The sequence below is a fragment of the Nodularia sp. LEGE 04288 genome, assembly GCF_963896525.1.
GTDB lineage: Bacteria > Cyanobacteriota > Cyanobacteriia > Cyanobacteriales > Nostocaceae > Nodularia.
Genome location: NZ_CAWQOY010000066.1, coordinates 81116 through 89560, shown reverse-complemented (window position 1 = coordinate 89560; position 8445 = coordinate 81116). Strand labels below are relative to the sequence as shown.

7 protein-coding genes are annotated in these 8445 nt (G+C 43.7%); all 7 read right to left on the bottom strand.

Annotated features, from left to right (window positions below):
* Positions 1 to 159 precede the first annotated feature (159 nt).
* Positions 160 to 1092, bottom strand: a complete 933-nt coding sequence (locus tag AACX33_RS05215) for a TatD family hydrolase (protein ID WP_194001541.1) — start codon at positions 1090 to 1092, stop codon at positions 160 to 162.
* A 117-nt stretch (positions 1093 to 1209) separates the two neighbouring features.
* Positions 1210 to 1908, bottom strand: coding sequence for an EboA family metabolite traffic protein (locus AACX33_RS05210; protein ID WP_194001543.1), 699 nt, complete (start codon positions 1906 to 1908; stop codon positions 1210 to 1212).
* Positions 1909 to 2032: 124 nt separating this feature from the next.
* Positions 2033 to 3199: a scytonemin biosynthesis PEP-CTERM protein ScyF gene (scyF, locus tag AACX33_RS05205; protein WP_194001545.1), complete on the bottom strand. Its 1167-nt coding sequence runs from the start codon at positions 3197 to 3199 to the stop codon at positions 2033 to 2035.
* A 58-nt stretch (positions 3200 to 3257) separates the two neighbouring features.
* Positions 3258 to 4583: a ScyD/ScyE family protein gene (locus AACX33_RS05200; protein ID WP_194001547.1), complete on the bottom strand. Its 1326-nt coding sequence runs from the start codon at positions 4581 to 4583 to the stop codon at positions 3258 to 3260.
* Between the two features lie 121 nt (positions 4584 to 4704).
* Positions 4705 to 5985, bottom strand: a complete 1281-nt coding sequence (locus AACX33_RS05195; RefSeq protein WP_194001549.1) for a ScyD/ScyE family protein — start codon at positions 5983 to 5985, stop codon at positions 4705 to 4707.
* A 124-nt stretch (positions 5986 to 6109) separates the two neighbouring features.
* Positions 6110 to 7081, bottom strand: coding sequence for a scytonemin biosynthesis cyclase/decarboxylase ScyC (gene scyC / locus AACX33_RS05190; RefSeq protein ID WP_194001550.1), 972 nt, complete (start codon positions 7079 to 7081; stop codon positions 6110 to 6112).
* Positions 7082 to 7165: 84 nt separating this feature from the next.
* On the bottom strand, positions 7166 to 8227 hold the full coding sequence (gene scyB / locus AACX33_RS05185; RefSeq protein ID WP_194001552.1) for a tryptophan dehydrogenase ScyB: 1062 nt from the start codon (positions 8225 to 8227) through the stop codon (positions 7166 to 7168).
* Positions 8228 to 8445 lie beyond the last annotated feature (218 nt).

Sequence of the window (8445 nt, the reverse complement as noted above, 5' to 3'; positions counted from 1 at the left end):
AAATCAGCCTTGGCTATTCTCGCTAAAAACCTGCTTTTATTGAGAATGGACAACGTAGGTTTAAGGCTTCGCGATTTGGAGAGCGATCGCTCTCGCAAATGTTAAGAAAGATCCGGGTAATGCATAGCCGCAAGCGAGGAGGGGAACCGGGAATTGGTGTTACTCAATTAGTGCGTATTCACGGCTGGATTCTATTAGTGGTTGTTGTCCCCGCAGTACGGAATTATCATTGAATTTCTGTCGCTGATCTATGGGTTGGGGATTTAGCCAATCGGATTCTTTTATTTGTCCACTTTGGCTGTAAGCTGAAAGCGCATTTTGATAACAGACTGCTCTAACATCGGCTGCGGAAATTCCCCGTTCTAGCATTAATTGGGCGGTCTTGGGTACGGCTAGAGGGTCACTGACTCCCCAATCAGCACTACTATCTACGATGATGCGACGAATGTTATCACGTCCTGCTTCACTAAGGCTGCCATAATGACGGACAATTTCTACCATGCGGGCATTTCCCATTTTTGTGTGGGGGTAAATTGTGAATGCTGCCCAAAAGCCCCGTTCTAAGACTTCTTCTACTGTCTCTTCATTGTTATGGTCTACAATTACTTGCGATGGTTCTAAACCATGTTCAATACAGACATCCATGCTGCGACTTGTACCCGCTTTTTTGTCGCGGTGGGGTGTGTGAATCATCACCAACATATCTAGTTCTTTGGCTAGTTGTAGTTGGCGGCGGAAGTATTTATCTTCGGCTGGGGTCATGTCATCGTAACCAATTTCACCGATCGCAACTACACCTTCTTTACAAGCATACAGGGGCAATAGTTCCATGACTTGTTCGGCTAGGGCTTCGTTATTGGCTTCTTTGGAGTTTAACCCCATTGTGCAGTAATGCTTGATGCCAAACTGAGCGGCTCGGAATCTTTCCCAACCGACTAAGCTGCTGAAATAATCCTGGAATGAACCAATATTGGTGCGGGGTTGTCCTAACCAGAAAGCTGGTTCAATGACTGCGACTATACCTGATGCGCGCATTCTTTGATAATCGTCGGTGGTGCGCGAACTCATGTGAATGTGGGGGTCAATAAACATGATTTTATTAGTGTTAATACTGGTAAATTAGAGTAAATTAGTTACTCTGTTCCTCAATTACGAATTACGTAGCTTGCTTCTCGCCCTTGGCGAGTATTACGAATTACGAATTACGAATTACGAATTATTGACTAATTGCCAAAGTTCGACGGGGACTGCACGGTTAGCTCTGTGGCGTTCGTGGGCATAGTCCATTAACATCCTTGCTAGGTCACGGTTAGCGCGAATATCAAGACCCTGAATTAAATGCAGAGGACTGCCGACAAACAAGGCTTTCAGCACCATTTGATTCCATGCCAGTGTGTCAAAATACTGGGCTGGGTAGGGATTTCTTAAGGCGATCGCATCGAAAACTGCAATCATATTACTGCGGACTCCCTCAGCAGCGCGTTTTTGTAGTTGTTCTGAGTATGGTAGCAGAGGTAAAGCTTGATATAGAGCTACTAATTCTCCGCCATCGGCAGTTGTGAAGACTTGCTCTAACGCCTGTAAATATTTTTCTGTCTGATTTTGTGGGAGAGCCAATACTAATAATGTGCGAGCGGCTTGATCCACACTCCAATGACCGGGACACCAACCAACTTGCATGACTGAAGCAGCTTTTAAGTCTTTTGGGTTGAGTTCTAGCGGCTGTTTACCTGTATAGCGGGAGACTGCACTGAACGCCGTAAAAAACTCACGACCAAGATCACCGCCTCGAATCTGCTCTCTTTTTTGATCTAGCCAGGTCAGAGCTTCTTGAGTAACTGCTTGTGAAACCCAGTGGCGTAATAAGCTAGTAATACTGGTTTGCTTCAAATAAATTACAGCAGACATAATTACTATTTCAATAATTTTTATTCTTACCCTGACTCACTTTTGGGTTTTAAATCCTCAAATGAAATCAGGGAAAGATTACAGTTGCGAAGTTATTAAACAGAAGTCATTTCCGGTTTCTTCTCTAAACTGATGAGACTTTTTTCTGCCGATTTTTCCGCAACGTTACGACACTAGCCCCTATACCGAATATTCCCAGACCTAAGATAGACGCAGGCTCAGGTACTTTAGCCGCCCGTTCTACTGATAAAACTTGAACACGACCTTGGAAAAAATCTCCGACATAGACTTTACCATCGTTGTAGTGCAAGCCAGCAGTCCAGTTAAACTTGCCTGGTTCAAGGTCAATGGGGTCACCATAGGGAGTTGTGCCGCCTAAAGCCGGAGGTGTGGGTGGTGGTACAACTTCGCCAGATGAATCGCGGGTTGGTTCGCCAAAGCTAGTTAAGAAGTTACCGTCTTGATCGAATACTTGAACGCGGCTATTTTGAGAATCTGCGACATAAATATTCTCGTATTCGTCCAAATCAATGCCGATTGGCTCTTTAAATTGTCCGGGTTCAGAGCCAGTAGAACCAAACTCAAAGAGAAAATCACCATTGGAGTCTAGAACTTGAATGCGTCCGTTGTACTGGTCGTTAATATAAATTCTGCCAGTTGTGTCGGAGATAATTAAACCTCCTGGCCCCAAAAATTGACCGGGTTCACTGCCAGGACTGCCAATAGTGTTAATTTGTTCGCCTTCGGGATTATATACTTTGATAATGTCAGCACTAAAGTCACTCACATATAAGTTACCAGCTGCATCGAAATCCATTCCTCCAGGGCCAAAGAATAATCTATCTTCTACAGGGCCGCTAAAGGAAGCATAGGATGTCTTATAGTTACCGTCGGCATCGAAGACATTAATCCGGCTGTTGAAAACATCACCGACGTGCATATCTCCGGTGATGGGATTGAATCTGATGTCTGCTGGTTCGTCGAACTGTCCAGGCCCTGAGCCAGTGCTGCCAATGCCTTTAATATAGTTGCCTTCGCTATCGAAGACATCAACGCGGTCAATACCCCGACCATTACTGACGAAGATATTATCAGTCGAGTCTTGTACTCCTATGCCTTGGGGAACAGTCATTACTCCGGGAACACCTGGGAAATCGCCATCGGTAAAGGTGGCAGGTCTACCAATACTCGTTTCGTAATTTAAAGTCAAGGCTTCGGCTGTACTTACTGCTGCTAGTGTCATAAATCCAGCGCTAGCAAGTGCGATTGAGAGTTTTTTCACTAATGTCATATAAGCTCCTGGGGACTATGGGGTGTGTGGGGTGTAGGAACAAGGGAATAACCAATGACTAATGACTAAATTTGCGTTTGCGCTTTGCTAGCGAAGTTGTACTGAATGCGGCTGCGGCGAGCAGACCTAGTACAGTTGTGGGTTCGGGAACTTGCTTGGCACTGAGATCAATTTTGATCAGTTGTCCTGTTCCTGAGAGTCGGGAATTATTTGAGGTATATAAATTTCCATCAGGACCAAAAGTTAAGCCTGAAGCTAGCTGTAGTCCATCACCACTCCAGATAGTTGTGCGATCGCCATTCGGAGCTATCTTGATCAAAGAACCACCAACATCACCAATGATATTACCGCCCTGTTCAATGACTTTCCATTCTGACTGATCGATGTGTTGCAATGCATACAAATTGCCTTCAGGATCGTATGCCACACCTGTCAGTTGTGTAAAACCATCAGCAATGGTTTCTATTGATAAATCATCAGGGTTAACTTTATGGATACGTGCTTCACCTTCTGGATAGGGAAAATATGTAAATTCGCTGACTGTTAAACTCCCATCAGGTGCGATCGCAATACCTGTAGGTACTGATTGGTTTGATACTGGAAGACCATTGGATGCAGTTGTAAAACCTGGGGGTAATTCCGCCCCTCCGGTTGGATCTACTATCCCCTCTGGAAGAGTGGGAAATTCGAGTTTATCTGCTGATATGAGTTTCTCTGGGAATTTGGCTACGTTCTTGATCCCACTACCATCAAGTCCCACAGAATATATTGTGTTCCCGCCCCCATCAACCACGTAAGCTGTATCATCCTGAATTGCCATAGCATAAGGGTTGCTAATCACATCACTGCCATCAGGATTATTTTGGAGTTCATAGTTGGCAAAATCGGCCAGACTTGTGAGTGAATTAGTGGTTAAGTCTACTTTATATAATTGTCCCAGTAACGGGGCGTTTAATGGATCTTCTCGTGTGTTGGGATGCCCAGCATAGCCATACAAAAGATACGCGTTACCTTGGGAATCAAATTTAAAGTCCGCAGGACCAGCCGCTTGTTCCCCAGAAGGGGTTAATGCTAAAGATGGGAGATTCGGGATGACGGTTTCTGTTTTCCCGTCTGGAGTAATTTTGAGCAGGGAAGCAGTATCACCAGAACATAAAGGTATATATTGGGCGCTAGGTGATGGTACACAACTTCCGTCTTTGCCATCGCCCCCGGAACCACTCTCTGTTAAATAAATACTGCCGTCAGGAGCAAAGTCAAAATTTCGGGGATTATTCAAACCATCGGCGATTACCGATAGAGTTGCGGCTGATGCGGCTTTGGTGCTAGCGACAGAGGCAATACAAAGAGTCAAAAGAGTCAGAGTAAATGACTTGAGTTTCATACTTTTAGAGGTTCAGAGTTGGTAATTTGGAGAAATTTTGATGACAAGGAATTATTGCCCTAGAGGTATTTAGGGTAAACACTGGTATTAATTGAAAACTTTTTACCTGAGCGCTCAGGCTTTATTGATGAAGGGGTTTGAGGCGGTTACTCTTTCGCAACCAAACAACGCCCAAAGCGCCAAGAGTTAATAGACCTAATGCAGAGTTAGGTTCAGGAACAGACTGGATATTCTGAATGCTGATAATTTGTCCTTCTCCTGGGCGATCGCCTCGGTTGGCGATGTAAATGGTACCATCAACACCAATGGTCAAGGCACTAGGCGATTCTAAGCCGTTGCCACTGAGAATAGTTGTACGAGTCCCATCGGGAGCTATTTTGATCAAAGCACCATCTTGATTACCTTTCCAGCCTGACTCGTTGGCATACTGCAAAGCGTACAAATTACCATCTTGATCAAATTCCAAGTCCATGAGTTGGGTAAAACCATCTGCATAGATTGTTGGTATACCGTCATCACCAACGCGATAGATGTTTGCTCCTCCTTCTGGAAAGGGAAAACCAGTATATTCACTGATATAGTAAGCTCCGTCTAGTCCTTGCGCCACACCTGTTGGTACTGATTGAATACTCAACTCTAATGGTGGTGCTTCAGTTTGAGTGGGAACTTGTTCAGGTTCATTCGATGGTGTAAGGGAAGGTGGGAAGACTGGATTTGTTAATGTTTTTTGGGGAAATACTGCGATCGCGAAGCTCTCCGCAGGAATCGCTTGCAAATCAGAACCACTAGTATTAACACTTAATAAATCGTTAGCAGCCGAATCAACTATTACAAGTTGATCACCATCTATGAGAAATTTTAAGGGATTGCTATTGAGATCATCGCCATCAGGATTGTTAACAAGTTCATAGTTAGATATATCTGCAATACTCGTCCAGGAATTGGTGTCAAAGTCAGGAACGATGATTGTTCCTAGACCAGTTTCACCCAAACTCTCGCGATAAGTGGGATTAGTTCCATACCCCAGCAGCACATAAGGCTGACCAGTAGCATCAAATTGAATATCACGGGGGCCAGCAGCTCTTTTGCCATCTGGTAATGCTAAGGAGGGTAATTCTGTCAGTATAGGCTGGATTTCACCGTTGTCAATGACGCTGACTACTCCATTATTGCCATAACATAAGGAATCGCCTTCACCGCTTGCTGGTGGAACACAAGCACCACTTCCTCCAGTCCCACCTTCTGTAATATAGAGTTTACCGTCGGGGCTAAAACTCAGACCACCTGGATTATTTAGACCGTCGGCAATTACTGTAAAAGATGCGGCTTCTACTGCTTTCATTCCTGAAAAAGCAGTCATATAAAAACTGATCAAGGTAATAGTAAGTTGCTTGATTTTCATCTGTTGCAGGTCTTTATATAGCTTTAGTATTGGTTTGCGTCAATTTGTCATGTTTTTAAACGCAGAGGAGTGCTGAGGTTTACTAGTTTTAATTCACTAGGAATTAGTTTGGAATCAAGATTTTTTAGTGGCTGGTAACTACTGAATTTTGATTTTTTGGTACATAGCTCATGCCCAAATCAAAGGATGTCATGTTTCCGGCTTTGGCTTCTAACATCCGTTTGATGTTCATGCTTTCGGCTCCAAAGTCTTCAATTTGTAGTTTCCCGTGAGCGAGAACTTGATCTGTTTTCCAGAATGTGATTCGATGCAAGATGAACCCAGAAGCTTCAGGATCAGCAAATGCATAGGCTGTGGGAATGAGTAGGGCGACGGAACGCTGATAAAATCCGTATTCTGGATAAAAGTTTTCTTGTTCAAGCAAGTTGTATTTGCTCAAAGTATGTAATCGCAGAGAAATTTTAATCTTTTGGTCATATTCATCTCTGAACTCACCTGATTGGGAAGTAATTTCTCCAGATGGTCTGACTAAGTGCGCCCACTCATCCATATTTTGCAGGTCTGACAAATACTTGATCCCGATGTCCATTGGAGCATCAACATAGATGGTATCGGTATCAATAAAGTGGCGACCTTTAGCTGCTGTACTGCGACCAGCTTGGCGTTCTAAAATCGCTTTGAGAGAACGAGTCTCGGAAGTATGTACAGTGTGGATTCCCTGCATAATCATGGGAGTCTGTCTTTTGGGATCGACAAAACTCAACCAGTGGAAGTACACACCTTTTTCATCCGTTTCTGGATCAATGTAGTTCGGAGGAAACAATAAAACCGGATATACTTGGAAGTATTGATTATACTCAAATCCGCAGTGCCATTCGATGCCATAGAACAGCGGGTTTTCTAGCTTTTTCACATGATAATAGAGATTTTTATGATACCCAGAGGCAGTTCCCACCCAGGTATCTTCGTCAATTTGCTCGATCATCCGGCTAAAAAGCGTCCAATCATCTAAGTTCTTTAAACTGCAAAGATACTCAAAGGCGCTCTCTGGTGAAGTAGCGATATATGTTGATGCGGCAAATGTGTTTTTTTCCATGCTTCAAACAATTTTGGATTTTGGGATTTGGGATTGATTCCACAGAGAAATTTGGGGGCTTTTCCTGAGATTAATCGTGAGTAATTAGGCAGCAATTTCTCTAATTTTGCTTTTCCTGGCATTCATAATTCGGTCTTCAGCTAACCGTTTAGATGCATCATTTGTATTGATATTTTGCTGTTTAGCAATGTCGAAAATTGCTAGGAGGGTGTCATAAATGTTATGCACTTGTTGGAAAGCTTTTTCTTCGTTGTAGCCAATCATTTCGTTATAAACATTGATCAGACCTCCGGCATTAATCACATAATCAGGGCAGTAAGTGATGCCTTTTTCGGTGAGCATTTGACTATGTATTTGTTCATCCGCTAACTGATTATTAGCCGCGCCAGCAATAATTCCCGCTTTGAGCAGAGGAATTGTCTCACTATTCAGCATTCCGCCTAAAGCACAAGGTGCAAAGATATCAACATCAAGGGAGTAAATTTCATCTGGGCTGACAACAGTCGCACCGAAAAGTTGTTTTACTTCTTCTGTTTTGGCTGGGTCTACATCGCTGACGTACAGTTTCATCCCATGCTCATGTAAATGACGACAGAGATTTTTGCCGACATTTCCCAAGCCTTGCACTGCAACTTTTAACCCCTGAACTTCTTGGCTTTGCCAATGAGATTTTACAGCCGCTTTGATGCCTAAAAATACTCCGAGGGCAGTGACAGGAGCCGGACCACCAGACTTTTCTGATACCCCAACGACATATTTAGTTTCTTTGCGGATTGAGCGGACATCTTCAGGAGTCAGGTTGACATCTTGTCCTGTAATAAAACGTCCATTGAGACTTTCAATAAAACGTCCATAAGCTCTCATTAGCTCATCGGTTTTTTGCTGCGGATGAGCAATAATTACTGCTTTTCCGCCACCAGCCGGAATGTTAGCACAGGCAGCCTTATAGGTCATACCACGACTGAGACGTAGCGCGTCTTTTAAGGCTGCTTCTTCATTAAGATAGGGGAAAAGTCTTGTCGCCCCCATTGCTGGCCCTAAGCTGCGATCATGGATAGCAATAATTGCTTTGATATCGGGATTCCTGCCATGACAGAATAAAACCTGTTCATGACCCATTTCTCTCACAGTTTCAAATAGCAGCATTCGCGTTTTCCAACATTGATTTTAGATGATTTTCAGTAATTAAATGCCAACCAAACCGCTACACAAAGTGATTATTCCTCATACCACACTTCTTTGTCATAACTTGTCTGGTGTAGCCATAGGTGCGCCGAATTCCTGCCTTTCTTCTCTTCTTCTCTTCTTCCTTCTCCCAAAGGAAGAGGCTAGCGCCATAAGCGAAGCTATGCCGAAGGCTTTAT